The organism is Virgibacillus sp. FSP13 (assembly GCF_054048505.1).
Genome location: NZ_JBSVKG010000007.1, coordinates 132,470 through 154,951, shown reverse-complemented (window position 1 = coordinate 154,951; position 22,482 = coordinate 132,470). Strand labels below are relative to the sequence as shown.

Below are 22,482 nucleotides of genomic sequence, written 5' to 3'. Positions count from 1 at the left end.
CATTTAGAAAATACTGTTCGCATTTCTTGATAAATAATGATAAACTATTTCCAGATAATCATTATTTTTATATGCTTTAAGAGGTTGTTCAAAAAGTCACCAAATAATAAGCGGGCAAATCTCTTCGTTGGCTTTCAAGGAACTTCTGCTAAAACCACCCACGTCAATAGCCAACGCAGAAGTCAGCACGTCCTGTGCAAGCCCCCTTCTCATGTACCTATTTATGTACACTCCGGGGCTCAGGAGCTATGCCGTCTCGACCTTTGACGCACAGGACAAGGAAGGCTACGAGAGCGATACATCGCACGAAGAAAAAGTGTATTTCTTTTTCGAGGATGTGCAAATGTCGACGTTGGCTATTGACATGACGTTCTTAGTAGATCTTGCTTCAAATTGGCAACTTTTTTGAACATGCACTTTAATGATTAATAACCAGGTGGAGGGAAATCCATTGTCAGAGGAACAGGTATCAAAGGATTGGGAAAAGTATGAGGAAACAATTGAAAAGTTCATTCAGGTTATCGCCAAAAACATGAATTTGTACGGCATAACTTCATCTGTTGGACGATTATATGGCGTGTTATACTTTGCGGAAAAACCATTGACGTTAGATGATATGCGAGAAGCTCTAAAAATGAGTAAAACAAGTATGTCAACAGGTGTTCGAGCGCTTTCAGAGATGAAGATGGTAGAATCAACGTTTAAAAAAGGTATCCGCAAAGATTTATATCAAACAGAAGATGACTGGTATAAATCATTTACATCCTTGTTTGGCAACAGATGGCGTCAACATACTGAAACAAACATTGAAGAAGCGGATGAAGCAGTTGAAGAATTAGAAAACATTTTGCAGGCAACAAATGATGAGTCATTAAAAATAAAAATTAACGATGATATTGATCGGCTGCGTTACGCACAAAATTATTATAAGTGGCTGATGAAGTTCATCCGGGTGATGGAATCAGGCGAAATTTTCAACTACATTCCAAAAAATAGTGAATAAATAATCTGGAAGGATTGACAGTAAAGCAAACGATTTTAGCAACTATTGCCTGGCGTCTGTTTAAGGTCAATCCTTTTATATTTTAAGATTATAGCATAAGAATAACTTCAGCGCCCACTAGACGAGACAAATGCTGATTTTTCTGGGGGAGGAAGAATGATGGCAAAAGGTATAGGATATTCGAATATAGGTGACTCGATTGATGACTTCATGCTCATTAAAGATGCAACAAGGGGTGTTACGAGTAATGGGAAGCCATTCCTTACACTAATTTTACGTGATGCTACAGGGGAAATTGAGGCGAAATTGTGGGATGTGTCAAAAGAAGATGAAGCACTATATATTCCAGAACAAATTATTAAATTAAATGGGGAAGTCAATCAATTCCGCGGGAAACCCCAATTGAAAATTATGGGAATTCGCATTGCACAAGCGACGGATGGTGTGCAAGTTTCCCAATTTGTTGAAAAGGCCCCCGTTGCTAAAAATGAACTAATGGAGAAGCTTACAGAGGCAGTCTTTGAAATGAAAAATCCAGCAATGCAGCGAATTGTGCGAGCTTTTATCAAAAAATACCAGGAAGCATTGTTAACTTATCCTGCAGCATCCAAAAACCATCATGAATATGTTTCAGGGTTAGCACATCATATCGTCAGTATGCTGGCACTCGCAAAAGAAGTACATAAATTGTACCCAGATGTAAACAAAGATTTATTATACGCCGGAATTATTTTACATGACTTAGGCAAATTGAAGGAATTATCAGGGGTTGTCACGACAAAATATACGATTGAAGGAAAATTACTTGGGCATATTCCGATGATGGTTGAGGAAATTGGTCATGTTGCAAAAGAATTGCAAATTGAAGGGGAAGAAGTACTGATTTTGCAGCATCTTGTTCTAAGCCATCATGGCAAAGCAGAGTGGGGAAGTCCAAAGCCACCGCTGGTTCGAGAAGCAGAAATATTACATCTAATCGATTTAATCGATGCTAAAATGAATATGCTAAATCGATCCTTATCGAAAGTTAAACCTGGTGAATTTACCGAGCGATTATTTGCTATGGACAATCGGCAATTTTATAAACCGTTGTTTGAAAATGAATAATTCCAACCCTTTGTACATATACATGTGGTAGATGATGGACAAGGGGGACAAGTAAATGATCGCTGGAGTGCCTTGGTGGGTATTTATGATAATTCTTTTTATCTTTTTGAGCGGATATATGGCCTTTCGAGCAATACGTGCCGAAAAGAAGTTGGAGCATCAATTTATTGAGCGTGAGGGAAATGTGTATATAGAACGAATGGAAGCAGAGCGAAAAAATAAACAGCAACGAAATATGTCCTAAGAACGAATTAGATCTCATATATTTTTCTTCTCACTCACATAAAAAGGAGGCAGTGCATCGTAGCACTTGCCTCCTTGTTTGTTTTATTTATCTTCTTTTTTTGAATCATCTTTTTTGTCGTCAGCACTTTTGAAGAGCCCTTCAAATTGTTCATCTTCTACTTTAATATCTGCATCTTCAAGCAGACCAGAAATTTTCTCTTGTGCTTTCTGTGGATCAACTTTTTGATTTAGAATTTCACGACGAATATCGTCTTTATTATCTTTAAATTTGCCAATGTCCTCATCTTTTTTACGCTTGTCCGTTACTTTAATGATATGGTAACCGAATTGTGATTTAACAGGATCACTAATTTTACCTTTTTCTAGGCTATATGCAGCATCTTCAAAAGCGGGATCCATTTTACCAACTGAGAAGTAACCAAGATCGCCGCCTTTCTCAGCAGTTGCTTTATCGGTTGAATATTCTTTTGCTAATTTAGCAAAGTCTCCACCCTCATCAAGCTTTTTCTCCACTTCTTTTGCTGTCTTTTCATCATCAACCAAAATGTGTTGTGCTTTTATTTCCGTTTTCATACGTTCATAACGCTCTTTTAATTCCTCATCGCTGATTTTAATGTCTTCTGAAATTGCAGCTTCTTGTAAAAGGCTTAGGCGCAATTTGTTACGGAAATCATCTTCGTCTTTAATTCCTTGTTGTTGTAAGGCCATTTCGAATTGATCACCTAATTGATCTTTTGCCTCTTTAACTTGCTTATCTATTTCCTTATCCGATACATCATATTTATCCTCTAAAACTTTTTCTGTTACCAACTGGTTTAATACAACGTCACCGTATTCGTCTTTTAAGGCTTGGTAAAACTCATCTTTTGTTACATTGCCTGCGTCTGTTTCAACAACAGCTTCTGAATCATCACCGTTTGAACAGGCAGATAAGCCAAGGACGCCAGCTGAAAGTGTAAGTGCAATTGCTAATTTTTTCATTAATCGAACACTCCTAATCTAATTGTTTCCATTGATTTTTAAAGCTAATGATAAATATACCACATTTTAGTCCAAAAAAAAAATAGTCCTGCAGTTCGATTTTTTTAACTATACTTACACACCAACCACATTTAATACTTTTACATAAGAAGAGATGAGTAAGACAATAATCATAATATTTATCATTCGAAAAACACGGGATTGTTTATGTTGGTTCATTTCCATCTTTAGGCAAAAACTATTTGTTAATGAATTGAAAATCAACAGAATAAATAGTGCATAAACTGCAAAAGCAATAATCACATGTAAAACCTCCTAATAAGACATAGCATATGTTACGAATTATGTAATTATAGTATCATATTTATAACTGTACCAAAATATAGCCGCTCTGAACAGTATAGATTGTCCATTTTCCCGAGTAAAAAGAAGCGTTGTTATTTTGGGTAACGTATTCGATACAAAGTTGAAATGATATGCTTTATCTGAAGGGCTGTCTGCTAAAGGCTCTTTTTAATGTTTGTTGCTTTTAAAATTTCGTAGTTGATATAAAATGCGACACAACTTGAAATGATGGTTGGTGCGTTTACCCGCTCCGGAAATACACTACGCTTTCCGCGGGTGGCTGCTGAGCCTCCTCAGGCCAACACGACGTTGGTCACGAAGGCGTTGCCACAGGACGTGGCGATCTTAGCCTTTGTTCCCCTTTCGCTCTGCGGGGTCTCACCTAGGCCTTTTCTCCCGCCGGAGTCTCCGTGTATTTCCTCCGCTAGTGTTGCATTTACTAACTATAGTAGTACGTGTTCTATAAAGTCGCATCCTACCACTTCACTAGTCCGGGGGAGCGGAGGGTGGTGACTCCTGCGGGAACAGCACGTGTCCGAAGACCCCAAAGAGTGGTTGGAAAAGGATGGTCGACTAATACCGTCCTTTGCGGACAACGTCGACATACCCCTCGCCGGGGCAAGGAGGCTGAGGCCGTGCCCGCGGAAAGCATCCACCCGGAGCGATCCCGGACGGCGGGAAATGCACGTACTTATAGAAAAGAGCCCAGCAGTTACGTCGCATTTTATATCTATTGTGAAAAAAACAACTATTAGAAAACAGCCATTCCAAAAAAACAGGACCTGCAATCACGTTGCAGATCCTGTTAATCTTGTGCTTTTACTAATATGGCAAATCCATCATGTTCATTTTCGATAAATGACTTTTTTGGTGCTTTTATAATATGAACAACGTATAAAAAGTCAGTAAACGATATACCGATATGAAAGGACGTAAATATTAAAATATAAACATAATAATCAACAAAATAATAGCTAGCTACAATACCTGGTATCGTAACAAAAAGAGTTGGTGCTAAAGAAACAAACAAAGATAATGGCTTTGATAAATATGCGATTGGATGGTACGTTAACTTTGGTAACAATATTTTTTTTGATTTAAAATTCTTTTTTGTTCGTTTATTGGTTAGAATTAGTGGTAAAATATGCATAAACGAATGTATGATAGGCAACATGATTAAAGCAATGCTGAATGGAATAATACCAGCTTCATTAACTTTCGTTGTTCCATGGATAATGGATAATGGTACATAAAGGAAAATAAACGCCATTATACTGATCAAAAATGAAATAAAATAGATACGGGTTAATCCGAACTCTTTCTTTAAATTAATTGATTTCCAGCAGTTCATTTTTGACCCCTCCTTGCTAAACATTCGTGAAAAATCATCGTAAGTCCACGAAGAATAATAGTATGTTTTTACATAAAAAGCAATAGGTTTTTAACATAAATTTTATCTTTTTTTTCTGCTGATTTCACTCAATCATTTCCTGGTATAAAAAGGGGGAGAAATAGCGATTGAACAACTTAAAAAAAGACGATACGACAGCCTTTCATTTGCAGTTATTATCAAAGCTTATTGACATTAATCAATATCCCTTTATTAAATTAATCATTGAAAATAATATTACGTATCGGGAGTACTATGAACTTTTTCAATTATTAGATATGTTGAATGAAAAATTCACCTTTCAAAAGGAGGAGGGGTTTTTAGATTTCACTTCACTGCTGATCCATTTTGCTGGAATGCTTACTGAAAAATTAGATCCTACTAAAACTATTTTTGCATTAAAAAAAGAAGGCTATTTTCCTTCTCTCATGAATGAATTTATTCGAATTGTAGAATGTGATGATATATAGTATAGGATGGAGTGTCCCAAAAGAGGGAAATTGCGGGTGAAAACGGTTCCTTTTGGGACATGCTGTTTTATTATCTATATTCATGCGTGGCGATTCATAATTTTAAACAAATTTTGTTTATGTATCCTCATTTTTCATGTCCCTAAATGCTTTTTCAATTTGTTGATGAAATTCAATAATATGAGTTAATTGATTTTCAATGGAAACGAGTTCTTTATTTCCTTCCTGGTTTACTAGTTGTGATTTAACCCCCTCAACCATTTCTTCCAATGAATCACGCTGATGGTTCGTGGCATCAATCCATTTGGTTATGGAAGCATTCATAAATGATTTAAATAAATGTGTATTTGCTTGATATAAATCTTTTCGTACCCCTTTTCTCCACACACGTGTAACAAGATTCAAATCTAGTAAACTTCTAACACTTGTACTCATAGATGTTTTGCTTTTTCCTAATGCCTCGCTCATTTCATCCAATGTCATGGGATGCTCTTTCAAATATAAAAAAGCGAACAGACGCGCTTCAGATGAAGATAAATCAAACATTTCGATTGTTTTGGCAAACTCACTGATAATTTTATTTGTGATTGCTTCATTTCGTTGTTCGAACATAAAATCCTCCTAAAAGCGTTGCTATATAAAAGGTTACAACAAAATGAAAAATATTGAAAATAGACAATTGGATAGGAAATGGGAGTAATTTTAAGTAATTAAAAGGAATCTCAATAAAAAGTCCGTACAGAATAAACTGTACGAAAAAAACATACAAAATCAGCGGAATTTAATGTTTGAAATGATGAAGGGTTTAGATATATAGTATTAAGAGTGAACGATGCGGCATCGATAATTCTATTCGAGGGTGCTTCATGTTCAAATCTAATAGAAAAGTTTTAAGACTATTGTCCTTTATTTTAAAAATAGCATTAAAACAGTTCTTTAGTAGGGGTCAAAATTTACTTGAGTTTTTAATAGCAGATAAACAACTACTGTTTTCTGTATTCTTTGAAAACTACTTCTTCAAAGTAAAACTAGAATTATAGAATTTGTGAGGTGAAAAAATGAGTAAAATTAAGGTTAATAACTTAACAAAGATTTTCGGCAAGCGTCCGAAACAGGCCATCAAATACCTTGATCAAAATAAAACAAAAGATGAAATTCTTGGATTAACCGGGATGACAGTTGGTGTTAATCAGGCATCATTTGAGGTTAATGATGGCGAGGTCTTCGTTATTATGGGGCTGTCTGGAAGTGGTAAATCTACACTTGTCCGCATGCTTAATCGCTTAATCGAGCCAACTTCAGGTGAGATTTGGCTTGGTGATGAAAATGTGGCGAGTATGAATAAAGAGCAGCTACGGAATATGCGCAGAAAAAAGATGAGTATGGTTTTTCAAAATTTTGCTCTCCTTCCCCATAAGACGATACTAAGAAATACTGAATATGGATTGGAGATACAAGGGGTAGATAAAGAAGAACGTGAGAAAAAAGCGCGTGAAGCACTTGAACTGGTTGGTTTGGGAGGTTATCTGGACAAATACCCAAATGAACTTTCCGGCGGCATGCAACAGCGTGTTGGCTTGGCAAGAGCATTAGCAAATGATCCGGATATTCTTCTAATGGATGAAGCATTTAGTGCACTGGACCCATTAATTCGGAAAGATATGCAGGATGAGTTAATGGATTTGCAGCAATCCGTGAACAAAACAATCATCTTTATTACACATGATTTAAATGAGGCATTACGTATCGGTGATAGGATTGCTTTAATGAAAGACGGTTCCATCGTACAGGTCGGTACAGCCGAAGAAATTTTGATGGATCCGGCCAACGATTATGTTGAACGCTTCGTTGAGGATGTTGATCTTTCAAAGGTACTTACGGCAGAACATATTATGAAGCGTGCTGAAAGTATATCTGTTGATAGAGGTGCAAATGTTGCACTAAAACTGATGAAAGATAATGGTGTTTCGACAATTTATGTTGTTGATAAGAAGAAAAAGTTACTTGGCTATGTAACGGCAGACCAGGCAGCTGATGCCACTAAAGGGAATATGAGTTTGAAAGATGTTTTGACAACGGACATACCGACAGTTAAACAGGATACATTGCTATCTGATATGTTTGAACCGATGTCTAATGATAAGGCGCCGCTTTCCGTTTTAGATGACGAAGGAAGACTGGTCGGAATTGTTGTTAGAGGTTCCGTTATTGGTGCGCTTGCTGGTAATGGTCAAGTGTTAAACGGAAATGGGGGGGAAGAAGCAAATGGATAATGAAGGAGCACTATTTCCAAAGCTCCCATTAGATGAATGGGTACAATCATTAGTTGACTTTTTGACTACTTACTTGGCGGCCTTTTTTGACACCATTTCAGCAGTTGTTGAATTTATCACGGAGAACTCTGTTTGGTTGTTGGAACTTGTACCTGCGTTGGTGTTAATTGTGCTAATTGCATTGCTTGCATGGTGGGTTGTAAATTGGAAACTTGGTCTATTTGCACTTATTGGTCTTGGTCTTATTAATAACCTGGGATATTGGACTGAAACGATTGAAACAATTTCACTTGTTGTTGTCTCCGTTATCATTTCGATGATTATTGGGATTCCAATTGGTATTTGGATGTCACAAAAAGCTACAGTTCAGTCGGTTATCACACCTATACTTGACTTCATGCAGACAATGCCTGCATTTGTCTACTTAATTCCGGCTGTTGTCTTCTTCAGTCTTGGTATGGTGCCTGGTGTTGTTGCAACAATTATCTTCTCCATGCCACCGACAGTTAGACTGGCGAATCTTGGGATTAGGCAAGTTGATGCAGAGCTGATTGAAGCGGCAAATGCATTTGGTTCTACAACTGGACAAAGGTTGACAAAAGTTCAGATACCGCTTGCCATGCCAACAATCATGGCCGGTATTAATCAAACTATCATGCTTTCATTATCGATGGTTGTAATCGCCTCAATGGTAGGAGCTCCAGGGCTTGGAACAGTTGTATACAGAGCGGTAACACAAGTTGCAATTGGACCTGGATTTGAGGGTGGACTTTCCCTTGTTATATTGGCGATATTATTCGACCGAATAACGCAAGGGATTAATAAATAATAGCAGTTTTAGAGTTTTCCAGGCAATAAAGCCAAGAACTCTTAACTATATAAAACATTAAATTTAGAAGGGGGACATTCTTATGTTTAAGAAGTTCAGATTTTTAGGATTGCTAGCAGCGCTTGTGCTGGCTGTGACATTGGCAGCATGTGGCGGAGAAGATGAGGGAGATTCCAGCGCTGACGACAGCGGTAATGACAGTAATGGTGACAGCGGTGTGGAACTCGGTGAAAAAGAACTAACTGTACCATATGTCGCTTGGGCTGGAGCACTTGCACGTACGCCTTTAGTTAAACAGGTACTTGAAGAAGTTGGATACGATGTAGAAACTACACAAGTTGAAGCAGGCGCTATGTGGTCAAGTGTTGCGAATGGTGATGCAGCGTTCATGACGGCTTCATGGCTACCGGCAACACACCAATCTTATTGGGAGAAGTACGAAGATGATGTTGAATCTGTTGGCGAATTCGTTGCAAAAGCTCCGCTTGCCTTAACGGTTCCATCCTATATGGAAGATGTTAATTCCATTGAAGATCTTAAAGACAATAAAGATCTAGGCGAGTCAGTGGATTGGACTGTTGTTGGTATTGATCCGGGTGCCGGCATTATGCAGAATACTGTAAAAGCTTTAGAAGAATATAAACTGGAAAACTGGACTCTTCAGGAAAGTTCTGAAGCGGCTATGCTTTCCGAACTGAAATCTAGAATTGCTGATGAGGAACCAATCATTGTGCCACTTTGGAAACCACACTGGGCATTTGCTGAGATGGATTTGAAAATGTTGGAAGATCCTAAAGAAATCTATGGTGGTGATGGTGACCGTATCGAAGCTATAGCAAATAAAAACTTTAAAGAAGACTCACCTGCTGCATATGAAGTAATGCAGCGTTTGACAGAAGATTACAATGAGGAAATAGAAAACGAGCTGCTTGTTGCCATTAACGGTGGTGCTGCTGAAGATGAAGCTGCAAGCCAATTCCTTGAAGACAATCCTGACCTACTTAAAAAATGGACAGAAGGTTTAGGTGACAAGTAATCTTTTAAAGAATGAAACAAAAAGCTAGACTGACTTGATATGCTCCCCTCAAATGCAAATTTGTTTATTTGAGGGGAGCATTTTTATGTCAAGAAGATGTATAGCTATTGAAAAGAAAAGCTTAGAATCCGGAAGCCTAATGGAAGTGTCATTCTATCTCTAATGTTTGTTCACTAGTACATATATCTGAAAACACATTTTAAGTTTGGTGATACAAGGATGAAAATGTAAACCTAAATTCAAAGCCAATCGTTCGAATGAAAAGTGGGTGAGTAAGTAAGGACACTCACGTATGTAAGTCATATTTGAGTGCGATCTAGTACTTTTATGACAAATCTAATGTTAGGTATTTTGTTGAAAAACTTTTTTTCGTTTAGGAAGGATATGAGGTAATTGTTCCTTTTTACATATAATATATCTAAAGAACCGGCTATCTTTGCTAAAGACAGCCGGTTCTTTTTAATATTTTTCTTGCTGATTTTGCATTTTATCCTCGAGGTCTTTTAAGCTGGATTCGATCTGTTCTAAGTATCGTTGAATATTTTCTTGATGTGGCCCAACTGATTCTTTCCAATCCTGGACTGAAACCATCATTTCTTTTGTTAACTCTTTAACTAATGTTGCCCCCTCTTTTGAAGTAGAGGTAATTTGTTCTTTCAATCGCATTCCATCTCGTCTTAAATTAGCAAGCATCTGTTTCCATTCAACACCTTGCTGTTTTGCACGGATTCGCAAATCTTTACCAGAGGAAGGTGTACTTAGTAGTGTAGCAGTAGTACTAACGACGCCTCCAACTACAAACCCTAATAATAATGACCTGCCATTAGCCATAACGTGAATACTCCTTTCAATTAACAAGTTTAGTATATGTTTTTCTCTTTTCAACTGATTAGTAAACGTGAAAAGAGATAATATGCAAAGTATACTTTTATTATAAAGGTTTTCTGAAAAAAAGTATAAGAAAAAGGGGAGACTGATCCAAATTTCCAGGATCCCTTCAACTATTATCTATTCTTTCAGTCCGTACGTCGCTAAACGGGCGCTTACGCTTTTGTTCGTAAAAAAACCCCTGACAGGCTTGTGCCAGAGGATTATTAAAGTTCAGTCTCAAATAAATTACGAAATAGTAATTAGATGTGTTCTTTTTAGGATTCGTTGGACAACTGGATAAATAACAATCATGACGATTGTGTTTACCACAGCAGTAGGCAAAACAATAGTTAAAAATAATGCCGTAAACGCTCCATCCATTAAACCAACAATGTAAAGTGCGGAACTTATGAAAATAGATCCACTAATAATGGTACCAACTGCTGTAAGGAAAGGGGCACTAATATTACCATTCATTTTATTTCTTATGAATAAGAACAAGCCAAAAAATAAAAGTGCTGTGATTGGTTTGTCAATCATATTAGCTACTTGCCCACCAGGTACTAATGTTGTCAAAGCAGATAATATCCCCGTTACAATTGCTAACAGGACAACATATTTAGTCTTCGGAAATAACATAATTCCTAGGAACATCATCGTTAACAACATATCTGGCTTCATTCCAAATAGAATCGCGGGTACTACTGCGTGCAGAACTGCACCAATTCCTACAAGTAATGATAAAATAACTAAAACTCTTGTATTCACTTGTATCTCTCCTCTACTCAGCTAATGCTAATTTACTTCCCAACTGTGCGCTCATCGCCAGTTGCAGAAACTTATCATTATTATACCAAATAACATACTAAATAAAAAGCATCAATTTCTAAATACCTTCATTAATTTCCTTAGCTATTTGCTGCAAGTCATCTGGTGTATAATCGTCTTCATGTGTTGTCCAGCCCAAATCATAACCATCACCTTTTCCATAGCGCGGAATGATGTGAATATGTAAGTGAAATACGGATTGTTCAGCTGGTGCTTCATTGTTGTTCAATAGGTTCATCCCAATAGGCTGGTATACTTCTTTAATCGCATTGGCAATTTTCGGGATACGGGCAAATAATTCCTTGGCAACTTCGGGTGGTGTCTCATAAATATTTTTTGTATGCGTTTTTGGAATAACTAATGTGTGACCTTTTGTTACTTGACTAATATCAAGAAAGGCATACACGTGATCATCCTCATATACTTTTGCTGAGGGAATTTCTCCATTAATGATTTTACAAAAAATGCAATCTTCATGTGGCATCATGATTCCTCCTTCATTTCGTTTCTCTTATTGTATATAGGAACAGTAAAGTATGTAAAGTTTTCTGTCTTTTTATAGGCGAAAATTAACCCAAAAAACAAACAGGACTAGCCCTTGGCGGGGCTAGCCTGTTATTGAAGAACGAGGATATCGATATGATCTAACGTTGGGGACTTTAGTAATGTTCGTTAATTGGCCGCTTGGCTTATAACTTGATTACAAAAACCTTTTTGTCAGCATCTCAAGGAAGTCCTTGGGATGAATTCTGGCAGAAGGGTTTTATATCATTAGAATATCTTTCACCAACACCTCATTTTTGTGTTAATATACAAATTCATATTAGTGTTCCCATCACCAACACCTCATTTGTTTTCACACGAAAATTTTTTGTAGTGAAGCATCCCCGTTCTTCAATAACTATTTTGTGCCGATATTAATTTTTTATACACATCTTTTTTAAATTTTTTTGTCGAATTTCCTTGCACAGTTTGTTTTGGCTTTAGCAATGATAAATGGTAAAATTTTAGGTAGGCGATTGACGTCTGGCGTGGGTGGAATTTGCCTGCTTCGCGCTTATTGAAATAGGAGGAAGTTTTAGTGAAACCTTTGCTGCATATTGAAAACCTTCATGGTGGCTATACACATAAAAATGTATTGCATGGCATCTCATTTGATGTTTTTCCAAAAGAGATAGTTGGATTAATCGGTTTGAATGGTGCCGGTAAAAGTACAACAATTAAACATATTATTGGCTTGATGCAGGCTAAAAAAGGGACAGTTTCGGTCAACGGCAAAACATTTGAACAAAATCCGGAAGTTTATCGGAACCAAATGGCATACATACCAGAAATGCCGATATTATATGATGAATTAACACTTTATGAACATTTACGCTTAACAGCAATGGCTTATGATATCCCAGAAGACTTGTTTGAAAAAAGATTGCAACCACTCCTAAAGGAATTTCGAATGGAGAAAAAATTAAAATGGTTTCCGGTTCATTTTTCCAAAGGCATGCGGCAAAAAGTAATGATTATGTGCGCGTTTTTAATTGAACCGCCATTATACATTGTTGATGAACCTTTTGTAGGATTAGACCCGCTGGGCATTCAGTCGTATCTCCAATTAATGGACGAAATGAAGGCAAATGGCTCAGGCGTCTTAATGTCAACGCATATTTTAGCAACAGCGGAGCGCTATTGTGATCGATTTGTTATTTTACACGATGGCAAAATTCGAGCAATTGGTACGCTGGCTGAGTTGCGAAAGAATTTTCAAATGCCTGATGCAACTTTGGATGATTTATATGTTCAATTGACAAAGGAAGAAAGCCATGTTTGATTCGCATGCATTTTTTAAAAAGCGGTTTTCTACTCATTTAAAAGAGACAAGTCGTTACCTAAAATATATATTTACTGGACATATGGCGGTTGCTATGCTGTTTTTTATTTCAGCATTTGCCTACTATTATCAACAATGGTTAACTGATTTGCCAGCAAATTTTCCAACAGCATGGATAATCGGAATTGTACTTGGTTTATTGGTGAGTTATAGTCCTGTTCGAACATTGCTACAAGAGCCAGATTTAGTTTTCTTAATTGCGGCGGAACATAAGATGGGTGCTTATTTTCGCAATGCGTTAATTTATAGCTTTGTTATCCAGCTGTACTTAATTTTGCTAACAGTAGCAGCGTTTGGACCACTTTATTTTGCATCATATCCGGATCGTAGTGGTCAGGTTTATTTAATTACAATTGCTGTGGTGCTGATCTTTAAAGTATGGAACCTTTTGGCAAACTGGTGGATGCTGAAGATAAGAGAGCCAGGGGTCAGACAGGTCGACACCTTGGCACGGTTACTGTTAAATTGTGCGGTGTTTTATTTCTTTCTTCATGGGGATATGATTCTTGCCTCCATTGCAACGATTCTGTTTATCTGTGTGTTTTTGTATGACTTACGTGTTTCTCGAAAACAAGCAGGTATCGTCTGGGATTTGTTAGTGGAAAAGGATCGTAATCGGATGCAGTTTTTTTACCGGATTGCCAATATGTTTACGGATGTCCCACATTTAAAAAATCGGGTGAAGAAAAGGCATTGGCTTGTGTCACTTGTTGATCGAGTTCCTTTTCAGCAAAAATCTACCTTTGATTATTTGTATCGCATCACGTTCATCCGTAGTGGTGATTATTTGGGAATGTACTTGCGTTTAATTGTGATTGGTGGACTAGTCATTTATTTCGTGCCAAATGGCTGGGTGAAAATTATTTTTGCGTTATTATTTTTATATATGAGTAGTTTTCAGATGATGACATTGTATCAGCATCATCGGACGAACATTTGGCTTGATCTTTATCCCGTTTCTAAGCAGTACAGACAACAAGCTGTTCTAAAATGGCTGTTTCAGCTAACATTTATTCAGACATTTATCTATGCAGGCATTTTCTTATTCTTTGGCGATTACCAAGGATTTGGAATCACGTTAGTTGGGGGATTATTGTTTAATTACCTGTTTATTACGGGGTATGTAAAACAGAAATTAACGTAGGCTGTTTTTGCATTGTTTGTTGCTATCTGCAGCTCGTATTAACGTAAAAAAAGAGGTTATCTCAGATGTATTGTGTCTGTGATAACCTCTTTTTGTCTAATTTTGTTGTTGATATTTGAAATATACTTCTATTAATGTTTTCGCTGCAATCGGCAATGCTCGTTCATCAATATCAAATTTCGGATGATGGTGAGGGTATGGGTTGCTTTCTTTTTTGGCACCGGTAAAGAAATAAGCACCAGGGCGTTCCTGCATATAATAGGCAAAATCCTCACCACCCATAACGGGTAACACATATTCACTTCGGTTAATTTCGCTAATTTGTTTGCTTGCTTCGATAACCAACCCCGCTTCATTTTCGTGATTTACTAATGGGGGATAACCTTTTTCATAATTTAGTGTAAAAGAAGCATCATGCGCTACACAAACTCCTTTGGTAATCCTCTCTATTTCCGTAATAATTCGTTCCTGAATAGCCGTATCAATGTGGCGAACTGTGCCGACCAACCTTGCCTTATCAGCGATGATATTGAAGGCGCTACCTGCTTCAAATATACCAACTGTGACGACAGCTGTTTCTAAAGGGTCTATTCGTCTTGAAACGATTTGCTGGAGTTGTGAAATAAGTTGTGTGCCAATTACGATCGCATCATTTGTTTCGTGTGGATAACCACCGTGTCCGCCTTTCCCTTGGATCGTTATTTCAAAGCGATCGGCTCCAGCCATAAAGGTATTTTTAGATGTTTGGAGAACGCCAAGTGGTGTTGTTGCCCATAGGTGTGTACCGAAAACGGCGTCAACACCGTTTAGTGCTCCTGCCTCTATCATTGGTTTTGCCCCACCTGGTGCATATTCCTCAGCGTACTGGTGTAAAAAGACAATCGTACCGGGAATGTCTTGTTGAAAAGGTAGAACAGCCTTAGCAAGTGTTAATAATGTAGCTGTATGGCCATCATGTCCACATGCATGCATTACACCATCAACAGTCGATTTATACGGTACATCATTTTCTTCCTGAATCGGTAGTGCATCGAAGTCAGCTCTTAATGCAATTGTTTTACCGGGTTTTCCGCCTTTTAATGTGGCGATAACACCATTGCCACCAACGTTCGCTTGGTAAGGAATCCCTAATCCTTTATAAAAATTTGCTATGAATTTTGCAGTTTCTGTTTCTTGGAAGGATAACTCGGGATGTTGATGCAAATATCTTCGTGTCCTTACCATTTCCGGGTAAAGATCGTCAATTGCTTTATGTATTTTTTTTAACATGACCATAATTCCCCCAATTTTTAGATTTATTAATATTATAGCATTTTTTTGAAGTGAAAGAGTAAAAAAAGGACAGCCTGTAAAAGCTATCCTTTAAAAAGGGGAAAAGATATGTCTTATGAAAATCTTGGATCAGCAAGTAAGCGCTCTACTTCTTCTTTATGATGTGTTTCATCAGCTATTAAATCCTCAAGTTTCACTACAAGCTCCGTGTAACCTAAATCAGCAGCTTGTTGCTTACGCTGTTCATAGCGCTCAATTGTGGCACTTTCTGCTTTTAATGTCGCTTCCAGTAAAGCTTTTACTTCTGTTGGTTGTTCAACTTCAGCAGATTTTGTTGTTGGTGTTCCGCCTAGTGCACTGATTTTTTCCGATAAGTATGCAGCATGTCCCATTTCATCGTTGATCTCACTTTCAAAAAATGGTTTTAAAGCCGATCGGTATAATCCTGATACCACTGATGCACTATACGTGTATTGAATTGCTGCGCCATATTCATGTGATAAGTCTACATTTAATCCGTCAATTAGTTGTTTTAAATCTTCATTCATTATTAATCCCAACCTTACATAAGTATTTTATTTATATAATATAGATTCCCGAAATCAAATAGTATAAACATCTTTTTTGGAGTATGATGGGAATTAGGAGGTTTCGGGTTATGTCCAATAAAAAAAGACGCTATTTCTATCTTTTTCTAATCGTGCTATTGTTATTCACATCTTTACTATGGATAGTAAAGATTAAAAATGGTGTAGTCCCATATGTTGATCAATGGACACGCGACTTTGTGGAAGGATTAGATAAAACCAATTTATATTTCTTATTTCGTTGGCTAACGGAACTTGGATCGGGCAGTTTTCTGATGCCGTTCACCATATTCGCAGGTGCTCTATTATGGTGGATTTATCGTAATTGGTTTGTCTGTTTCATGTTTGTTGGAGGTATACTGCTCAGCTACATGATAAACATCGGCATAAAAATAATTGTTGCACGGGAACGCCCACGTATTTTTGCGGCGGCTGAAGCAGAAGGGTATAGTTTTCCGTCTGGACATGCAATGATTTCGATGGTGTGTTATGGCTTGTTGATTTATTTTATGACGCAAAAACTGAAGACTGCAAAAGCCGTTATCGTCTTACAAATCAGTGGAACTATCCTTATATTTGCTATTGGAATTAGTCGTTACATGATCCGTGTGCATTATTTAACCGATGTGTTAGCGGGTTTTGTATTTGGTTTTGCTTTCTTGGTTCTGTGGATTAAGGTTTACGAATATGTACGAAAATTCCGATTGCAAATATATCCGACTTAAGACGGAGGTAAAATCAAGCCAGGGTTCATTATTCAATTTTATACGATGTGGTAGGATAAAGATTAACCGGGAGGTGTTCCATAATGTTTCGCTATATATTGGCATTCGGACTAATAATACTTGGTGCAGTTTTAGTCTTGACAAATATTGGAATTATAGATTTTCGGATTGATGATTACTGGAATCTAATTATTCCGCTGATTTTGATTCTACTTGGCTTGAAATTGTTTATTGATAACTTTAAACATAAAAGCGGCAGTTGGATTTTTGGCTCGTTATTCGTTATCTTTGGGGGGCTCTTACTTTTAGGAAAATTAGCAATTATTGATTTTACATTTTCCGATATTGTAAAGCTTTGGCCATTATTAATTATTTATATTGGTTACAGTATTATTAAGCCGGGAAGTAAACATAAGCTTCATGTTCACGTGAAAGATGATAAGAAGGAAACTTATAATAAGCAGACACATCGTTTTTCAATTGGTGATTATGAATTTAAGAAACAAAATTGGAAAGTGGAACCAATGGATTTATGGAATGCGGCGGGAGATTATTATATTGACTTTTCCAAAGCATTTATTCCCGAAAAAGAGATTCCGATTACCATCAACAGTTGGGCTGGTGATGTGCAAATTTTGTTACCGGAACATGTCGCTTTTCGCGTTGATGCATCAGTGAAAGCCGGTGAAATTAATATCCTTGACCAGACAACTGATGGGAATAACCGCAGTATTTTATATGAGTCAATGGATTACGAAAAGGCGATCCGCAAGTTGGATATCAAATTAAAGTTAAAAGCAGGATCCATCCGCGTTGATGTTGTGTAAAGGGGGAAGAAATCATGATTAAACGGTTTAGTAGCATACGCTTTAGTTATATTCGCTCCCATTTATATGGTTTGTTTTTGACAATGATTACACTTTTATCATTGTTATTGTCGATATATGTGTTATTTGCACCAGTTTGGTTAAACGCAACAAGTATTTTTGTTTATGTATTATTGTATATTTTTCTAGGAATTATTATCTCCTTTTATGCCGGATTTAAATCTAGTAGTGATATGAAGGAACGAGTCGATTACCTTTCAGTGTTGATTACGCAATTTGCTAACGGAAACTATCATTCACGGATTTATTTTAACGAAGATGACGAAATTACGAGAATCGCTAATGAACTTAATGCGTTAGGTGAAAAACTGCAAAACCAAGTAAAATCCTTGCAGCGGATGGCCGATGAAAAAGCAGATTTTGCAAAATCAGCACATAAAGCTGCAGTTATTGAGGAACGTCAGCGATTAGCACGCGACCTTCATGATGCTGTTAGCCAGCAATTATTTGCGCTGACGATGATGTCAGAAGCAGCGGTGAGGCAAATGGAGAAAAAGCCGGAAATTGCTAAAGAACAGATGCAGGAGGTAGCGACTGCAGCCCTAAAAGCACAAACAGAAATGCGGGCATTGTTGTTACACCTTCGTCCTGTACATTTGTCAGGGGAAGCGCTTTCCTCAGGTGTGAAAAAACTAATAGACGAATTGAAGCAAAAAAGTACGATCGATTTCTATTTGTTCATTGATGATGACTTGACTTTATCCGAAACAACGGAAGAACATGTGTTTCGAATTATTCAAGAATCACTCTCAAACATATTGCGTCATGCGAATGCGACCGAAGTTACCTTACAGTTGAACAAGAGAGAGAATGAATTATTTTTGCATATTGGTGACAATGGTGCTGGTTTTACTATGGAACAGGATACGGTTCGGAAAACGTCATATGGACTAAAAACTATGAAGGAACGTGCAGAGGAATTAGGTGGTACGTTTGTTGTACGGTCAAACGAGGGAGAGGGCACCTATATTGATATCCGCATTCCTAGTTAATAAGGGGGGAAATAGTATGATTCGAGTGGTAGTCGTTGATGATCATGAAATTGTTCGTAAAGGAATTATAGCCTATTTACGAACAGATGATGAACTTGATGTCGTTGGCGAGGCAGCAAGCGGAAATGAAGGGGCAAAACTTGTGCTGGAGACAAAGCCGGACGTTGTCTTAATGGATTTAATCATGGAGAATGGAACGGGTATTGAAGCAACACAACAAATTATGGACGAATTACCTGATTGTAAGATTATTATTCTTACAAGCTATTATGACGATGAGCAGGTTTTCCCAGCGATTGAAGCAGGAGCATTCAGCTATATTTTAAAAACTTCTTCAGCTGAGGAAATTACAGAAGCGATCAAAAAGGGGGCTAAGGGTGAAACAGTGATCGAATCGAAAGTTGCTAGCAAGATGATGACAACTTTTCGCACGATACCAAAAAAGCCCCACGAAGATTTGACAGACAGGGAATTGGAAGTACTTCTTTGTATCGGTAATGGAATGACCAACCAGGAAATCAGTGAGAAATTGTATATTGGTATTAAAACAGTGAAAACGCACGTTAGCAACATATTGGGGAAATTAGCTGTTAACGACCGTACACAGGCAGCGGTTTATGTGCATCGGAACAAGTTGATACACTGAATTAATAATTTAGAATAAAAATGGCTGCACAATTATATGTGAAGCCATTTTTGTTCATATTTTGTCTGCCATAAGCTAGATTTTATCCGGATCAATCATATGATAACTCGTAATAAATGGTTTATCTGCAAAAAATGCGGGCGGTTTTGTAGGCCCTGCTTGATGCTGTTTTTTAAATGAATCGGAGTTCTTCCAGTTGTTGAAATCGTTCTCTGAAGCCCATTGTGTTAAAACAACATAAGTGTTTCCTTTTTTAGGTCGTAATAAACGGAATGCTTGGAAGCCAGGCGTTTTATTAAGTTCACTTTGCCGCTGTTTAAAGCGCTCCTCAAACATGGCAGTCCCATCATCAGTTACTGGAATATTGTTCATCACTATAAATCCGCTTTGCTTGATCTCTCCGCTAGTATCGATAGCTTCAAATTCCCGGCCGGCAGCAAAAACATCTTTCTGTTGGCCTTCGTAATAGGCAAGTGTACTCGAACCACTGGACATGTAAAAGAAGTTGATCTTTGGATATTTCTCCTGTAGTTTTGTTAAAAAGTCATACGTTCCATTTGTCATATATGCATTCACGTTTCATTCTCCTCCCGAAAAAAATGTTTCGTCCCCATTATACCCTTTACAATTGGTGATTAATCCACTACATAATTATAATAATTATTATCTGATAGTAAATATTATTGCTTTCGATTTGCTGAAATATGTCGTATACTATACAAAGCGATTGCAAGTTGCAATCATTATAGGGGTGAACTATGAACAGTAAGGATAACACGGTAATGAATCGGCTGAAAGCAATACCGGATCATATAAAGTGGCCGACTTTCATTGTTGGATTTATTGTATTCTTTGGATTACTTGGCTACCTTGTTATTTTATTCGGTGGAAGCCTGGTCGTGGATGAACAAGATTTGCTGCTGGATTCGACGACAATAATTGAGACGCAAGATGGGGAAGTTATTGCTTCATTATATCATGAAAACAGAAATTTGATAGCAATTGAAAATGTACCTGATCATGTAAAAAATGCGTTTATCGCCATTGAGGACAGACGATTTTATGAGCATGCTGGTGTCGATTTTAAATCAGCATTTCGGGCTGTATTTAAAGATATTATCGCAATGAGTAAGGTTGAAGGTGCGAGTACGATAACCCAGCAAGTATCCAAAAATTTGTTCTTATCCAATGATAAAACATGGATGCGCAAAACAAAAGAAGTCATGGCAGCAATATACTTAGAACGCAATTTTTCAAAAGAAAAAATACTGGAATTATATTTGAATCAAATGTATTTCGGTCGTGGTGTCTATGGAATTGAAACAGCATCACAATTGTTTTTTTCTAAATCAGCTGCAGAGTTGTCTGTAACAGAAGGCGCACTTTTAGCCGGGATGGCAAAGGCGCCAAATGGTTATTCCCCAATTGATTATCCAGAAAAAGCTTTAACACGAAGAAATGTCGTATTAAAAGCAATGGATGATGCAGGAATGATGTCGACAAAAAAACGTGTTCAAGAGCAAGGAAAAACATTAGGGCTGCATGTGAAAAAACAAACAGAAAATCCGTCTGTTGACAGCTATGTTGACTTAGTGATGAAAGAAGCTGCACGGGAACATCAACTGTCAATCAATGAACTAAAGCGTGGCGGGTATCGAATTGTGGTGAATATGGACGAGACAGCCCAACAAATTGCCTATGACCAATTCAAAAACGATGACTATTTCCCGGGAAATACGACAGGTGTACAAGGTGCTTTTGTCATGATGGATCAAAATAACGGAGAAATTGTTGCGGCGATAGGTGGCAGGGATTATCAATTAGGAGAGCTAAATCGCGTGACAGTTAAACGTCAGCCTGGTTCCACAATGAAGCCAATTGCAGTGTATGCACCAGCGATGATGAAAGATAACTATCAACCATATTCCTTGGTACCCGATCAAAAAATCGAACGTAACGGGTATATTGCAACGAATTATGATGACCAATATGATGGAGCGGTGTCGATATATGAAGCACTTGTCGAATCAAAAAACGCTCCTGCTATCTGGCTGCTTGATCAAATTGGTATACCGTATGCAAAAGATTATCTGGAAAAAATGGATATTTCGCTACCAGATGATGGTTTAGCTATTGCGCTCGGCGGTTTGGAACAGGGGCTGACACCACTTGACATGGTAAAAAGCTATCGTACCTTTGTCCATGATGGAAAAACAATTGAAACTCATTCGATTGACCGGATTTATAATCAGGAAGATGAATTGATTTTTCAAGCAGAGCCTTCTGAAAAAGCGGTATTTGACGCACAAGTTGCTTGGAATATAACCGAGATCTTACAGGAAACCGTTGATAATGGGACGGCAAGTAAGGGTGAATATGCAAATGCGCTAGCCGGAAAAACTGGTTCAACGCAACATCCATATGTTGAAGGTAAGGATAAAGATGCTTGGTTCGTTGGATATACACCGCAGTATGTTAGTGCATTGTGGATGGGATATGATAAGTCGGATGAAAATCATTATCTGACTGGTGGAAGTGAATATCCCACAGAACTGACAAAAAAGATATTAAGCGAACTAGATAAGCAAACGTCATTACAAACAACTTTCAAGAAACCGGACAATGTGGAAGCTGTACCAAGGCCAATTAATTTGCCGGAATCTATTATCGCTAAGGCGGATTATACGTTTGGCGGTTTTTCGCTTGTGAAAGGGAGATTATTGTGGTCTGGTGCTGAGGACGAACGGGTTGTTTACCATATTTACAAGGAAAACGAGGAAGGAATCGATAAACGAATTGGTGTTGTGGAGGATAGCAACGAATTCATTATTAAGAATATGTCCCTGCTTCGATCCGAACATTATTATGTGGTTCCATATAATCCACTAACAAAAGTCGAAGGAAAAAAATCGAATACGGTTGAACTGGCCTTATAATTAAGACAAATTAATGACAATTAACGTGCT

At 37.6% G+C, this 22,482-nt stretch carries 24 protein-coding genes; 14 read left to right on the top strand and 10 right to left on the bottom strand.

Annotated elements, in window-relative coordinates; all coding sequences use genetic code 11:
• Nucleotides 1-451 precede the first annotated feature (451 nt).
• The 3 genes from ACW2QC_RS08750 (at nt 452) to ACW2QC_RS08740 (ending at nt 2,354) form a co-directional block, all read left to right on the top strand.
• Complete coding sequence (locus tag ACW2QC_RS08750; protein WP_457543581.1) at nt 452-1,003, top strand: GbsR/MarR family transcriptional regulator; 552 nt, start codon at nt 452-454, stop codon at nt 1,001-1,003.
• Nucleotides 1,004-1,162: 159 nt separating this feature from the next.
• Nucleotides 1,163-2,110, top strand: coding sequence for a 3'-5' exoribonuclease YhaM (gene yhaM / locus ACW2QC_RS08745; RefSeq protein WP_457543595.1), 948 nt, complete (start codon nt 1,163-1,165; stop codon nt 2,108-2,110).
• 55 nt (nt 2,111-2,165) lie between these two features.
• On the top strand, nt 2,166-2,354 hold the full coding sequence (locus tag ACW2QC_RS08740; RefSeq protein WP_457543580.1) for a sporulation YhaL family protein: 189 nt from the start codon (nt 2,166-2,168) through the stop codon (nt 2,352-2,354).
• 83 nt (nt 2,355-2,437) lie between these two features.
• Here ACW2QC_RS08740 and ACW2QC_RS08735 read toward each other — a convergent pair whose 3' ends face one another.
• The 3 genes from ACW2QC_RS08735 to ACW2QC_RS08725 all read right to left on the bottom strand — a co-directional run bounded on the left by ACW2QC_RS08735 (nt 2,438) and on the right by ACW2QC_RS08725 (nt 5,033).
• Nucleotides 2,438-3,337, bottom strand: coding sequence for a peptidylprolyl isomerase (locus ACW2QC_RS08735; protein WP_457543579.1), 900 nt, complete (start codon nt 3,335-3,337; stop codon nt 2,438-2,440).
• Nucleotides 3,338-3,451: 114 nt separating this feature from the next.
• Complete coding sequence (locus ACW2QC_RS08730; RefSeq protein ID WP_106498102.1) at nt 3,452-3,640, bottom strand: hypothetical protein; 189 nt, start codon at nt 3,638-3,640, stop codon at nt 3,452-3,454.
• Nucleotides 3,641-4,487: 847 nt separating this feature from the next.
• A complete protein-coding gene (locus ACW2QC_RS08725) occupies nt 4,488-5,033 on the bottom strand; it encodes a DUF3267 domain-containing protein (RefSeq protein ID WP_457543578.1) in 546 nt (181 codons plus the stop codon).
• Between the two features lie 167 nt (nt 5,034-5,200).
• Here ACW2QC_RS08725 and ACW2QC_RS08720 point away from each other — a divergent pair, with 167 nt between their 5' ends.
• Nucleotides 5,201-5,542 (top strand): DUF1878 family protein, encoded by a 342-nt coding sequence (locus ACW2QC_RS08720; RefSeq protein ID WP_457543577.1) that lies wholly within the window; start codon nt 5,201-5,203, stop codon nt 5,540-5,542.
• A gap of 117 nt (nt 5,543-5,659) precedes the next feature.
• Here ACW2QC_RS08720 and ACW2QC_RS08715 read toward each other — a convergent pair whose 3' ends face one another.
• Complete coding sequence (locus ACW2QC_RS08715; protein ID WP_457543576.1) at nt 5,660-6,154, bottom strand: GbsR/MarR family transcriptional regulator; 495 nt, start codon at nt 6,152-6,154, stop codon at nt 5,660-5,662.
• 446 nt (nt 6,155-6,600) lie between these two features.
• On the opposite strand from ACW2QC_RS08715, the gene ACW2QC_RS08710 reads away from it, so the two are divergent.
• From ACW2QC_RS08710 to ACW2QC_RS08700, 3 genes are all read left to right on the top strand, one after another.
• Complete coding sequence (locus tag ACW2QC_RS08710) at nt 6,601-7,815, top strand: quaternary amine ABC transporter ATP-binding protein (protein WP_457543575.1); 1,215 nt, start codon at nt 6,601-6,603, stop codon at nt 7,813-7,815.
• Entirely contained in the window at nt 7,808-8,644 is an 837-nt protein-coding gene (locus ACW2QC_RS08705) for an ABC transporter permease (protein WP_457543574.1), read from the top strand. The genes ACW2QC_RS08710 and ACW2QC_RS08705 overlap by 8 nt, the downstream gene beginning before the upstream one ends.
• A gap of 82 nt (nt 8,645-8,726) precedes the next feature.
• A complete protein-coding gene (locus ACW2QC_RS08700; RefSeq protein WP_457543573.1) occupies nt 8,727-9,680 on the top strand; it encodes a glycine betaine ABC transporter substrate-binding protein in 954 nt (317 codons plus the stop codon).
• Nucleotides 9,681-10,139: 459 nt separating this feature from the next.
• Here the strand turns inward: ACW2QC_RS08700 and ACW2QC_RS08695 are convergent, their stop codons facing one another.
• The 3 genes from ACW2QC_RS08695 to ACW2QC_RS08685 form a co-directional block, all read right to left on the bottom strand.
• Nucleotides 10,140-10,511: a YtxH domain-containing protein gene (locus ACW2QC_RS08695; RefSeq protein WP_457543572.1), complete on the bottom strand. Its 372-nt coding sequence runs from the start codon at nt 10,509-10,511 to the stop codon at nt 10,140-10,142.
• Nucleotides 10,512-10,796: 285 nt separating this feature from the next.
• On the bottom strand, nt 10,797-11,318 hold the full coding sequence (locus tag ACW2QC_RS08690) for a tryptophan transporter (protein WP_457543571.1): 522 nt from the start codon (nt 11,316-11,318) through the stop codon (nt 10,797-10,799).
• Between the two features lie 118 nt (nt 11,319-11,436).
• Nucleotides 11,437-11,862: an HIT family protein gene (locus ACW2QC_RS08685; RefSeq protein ID WP_457543594.1), complete on the bottom strand. Its 426-nt coding sequence runs from the start codon at nt 11,860-11,862 to the stop codon at nt 11,437-11,439.
• A 597-nt stretch (nt 11,863-12,459) separates the two neighbouring features.
• On the opposite strand from ACW2QC_RS08685, the gene ACW2QC_RS08680 reads away from it, so the two are divergent.
• Both ACW2QC_RS08680 and ACW2QC_RS08675 read left to right on the top strand, forming a co-directional pair.
• Nucleotides 12,460-13,203, top strand: a complete 744-nt coding sequence (locus ACW2QC_RS08680) for an ABC transporter ATP-binding protein (RefSeq protein ID WP_457543570.1) — start codon at nt 12,460-12,462, stop codon at nt 13,201-13,203.
• Entirely contained in the window at nt 13,196-14,407 is a 1,212-nt protein-coding gene (locus ACW2QC_RS08675) for an ABC transporter permease (protein ID WP_457543569.1), read from the top strand. The genes ACW2QC_RS08680 and ACW2QC_RS08675 overlap by 8 nt, the downstream gene beginning before the upstream one ends.
• Before the next feature lie 96 nt (nt 14,408-14,503).
• Here ACW2QC_RS08675 and ACW2QC_RS08670 read toward each other — a convergent pair whose 3' ends face one another.
• Together ACW2QC_RS08670 and ACW2QC_RS08665 are read right to left on the bottom strand one after the other, a co-directional pair.
• On the bottom strand, nt 14,504-15,676 hold the full coding sequence (locus ACW2QC_RS08670; RefSeq protein ID WP_457543568.1) for a M20 family metallopeptidase: 1,173 nt from the start codon (nt 15,674-15,676) through the stop codon (nt 14,504-14,506).
• A 116-nt stretch (nt 15,677-15,792) separates the two neighbouring features.
• Complete coding sequence (locus ACW2QC_RS08665; protein ID WP_457543567.1) at nt 15,793-16,227, bottom strand: ferritin-like domain-containing protein; 435 nt, start codon at nt 16,225-16,227, stop codon at nt 15,793-15,795.
• Nucleotides 16,228-16,337: 110 nt separating this feature from the next.
• Here ACW2QC_RS08665 and ACW2QC_RS08660 point away from each other — a divergent pair, with 110 nt between their 5' ends.
• From ACW2QC_RS08660 to ACW2QC_RS08645, 4 genes are all read left to right on the top strand, one after another.
• A complete protein-coding gene (locus ACW2QC_RS08660) occupies nt 16,338-16,991 on the top strand; it encodes a phosphatase PAP2 family protein (protein WP_457543566.1) in 654 nt (217 codons plus the stop codon).
• An 83-nt stretch (nt 16,992-17,074) separates the two neighbouring features.
• Nucleotides 17,075-17,818, top strand: a complete 744-nt coding sequence (gene liaF, locus ACW2QC_RS08655) for a cell wall-active antibiotics response protein LiaF (RefSeq protein ID WP_457543565.1) — start codon at nt 17,075-17,077, stop codon at nt 17,816-17,818.
• Between the two features lie 14 nt (nt 17,819-17,832).
• Complete coding sequence (locus tag ACW2QC_RS08650; protein ID WP_457543564.1) at nt 17,833-18,870, top strand: histidine kinase; 1,038 nt, start codon at nt 17,833-17,835, stop codon at nt 18,868-18,870.
• A gap of 16 nt (nt 18,871-18,886) precedes the next feature.
• On the top strand, nt 18,887-19,516 hold the full coding sequence (locus ACW2QC_RS08645; protein WP_457543563.1) for a response regulator: 630 nt from the start codon (nt 18,887-18,889) through the stop codon (nt 19,514-19,516).
• Between the two features lie 75 nt (nt 19,517-19,591).
• Here the strand turns inward: ACW2QC_RS08645 and ACW2QC_RS08640 are convergent, their stop codons facing one another.
• Nucleotides 19,592-20,092 carry an antibiotic biosynthesis monooxygenase family protein gene (locus ACW2QC_RS08640; RefSeq protein ID WP_457543562.1) on the bottom strand — a complete coding sequence of 167 codons (501 nt, stop codon included), beginning with the start codon at nt 20,090-20,092 and terminating at the stop codon, nt 19,592-19,594.
• A 182-nt stretch (nt 20,093-20,274) separates the two neighbouring features.
• On the opposite strand from ACW2QC_RS08640, the gene ACW2QC_RS08635 reads away from it, so the two are divergent.
• Nucleotides 20,275-22,452: a transglycosylase domain-containing protein gene (locus ACW2QC_RS08635; protein WP_457543561.1), complete on the top strand. Its 2,178-nt coding sequence runs from the start codon at nt 20,275-20,277 to the stop codon at nt 22,450-22,452.
• The last annotated feature ends 30 nt before the right edge of the window (nt 22,453-22,482 follow it).